Genomic DNA, 612 nt, shown 5'->3' with positions numbered 1-612 from the left:
TCACGACAGACTTACAAAACCGCCTGCGCACGCTTTACGCCCAGTAATTCCGATTAACGCTTGCACCCTACGTATTACCGCGGCTGCTGGCACGTAGTTAGCCGGTGCTTATTCTTCAGGTACCGTCATTAGCAAGAGATATTAGCTCCCACCGTTTCTTCCCTGACAAAAGAGCTTTACAACCCGAAGGCCTTCTTCACTCACGCGGCATTGCTGGATCAGGCTTGCGCCCATTGTCCAAAATTCCCCACTGCTGCCTCCCGTAGGAGTCTGGACCGTGTCTCAGTTCCAGTGTGGCTGGTCGTCCTCTCAGACCAGCTACTGATCGTCGCCTTGGTGAGCCTTTACCTCACCAACTAGCTAATCAGATATCGGCCGCTCCAGGAGCATGAGGTCTTGCGATCCCCCACTTTCATCCATAGATCGTATGCGGTATTAGCGTAACTTTCGCTACGTTATCCCCCACTCTTGGGTACGTTCCGATATATTACTCACCCGTTCGCCACTCGCCGCCAGGTTGCCCCGCGCTGCCGTTCGACTTGCATGTGTAAAGCATGCCGCCAGCGTTCAATCTGAGCCAGGATCAAACTCTTCAGTTTAATCTCTGTTTGT

Annotated in this window: 1 rRNA gene; it reads right to left on the bottom strand. The window is 52.9% G+C overall.

The features are described from left to right. A 16S ribosomal RNA gene (locus QWL29_RS26575) occupies window positions 1-599 on the bottom strand; the annotation flags it as partial. Window positions 600-612: the final 13 nt, after the last annotated feature.

It is taken from the genome of Massilia brevitalea (genome assembly GCF_030711405.1).
GTDB classification, from domain to species: domain Bacteria; phylum Pseudomonadota; class Gammaproteobacteria; order Burkholderiales; family Burkholderiaceae_D; genus Telluria; species Telluria brevitalea.
The sequence above is the reverse complement of the archived record's forward strand: the minus strand, read 5'-3'. Positions and strand labels throughout refer to the sequence as shown.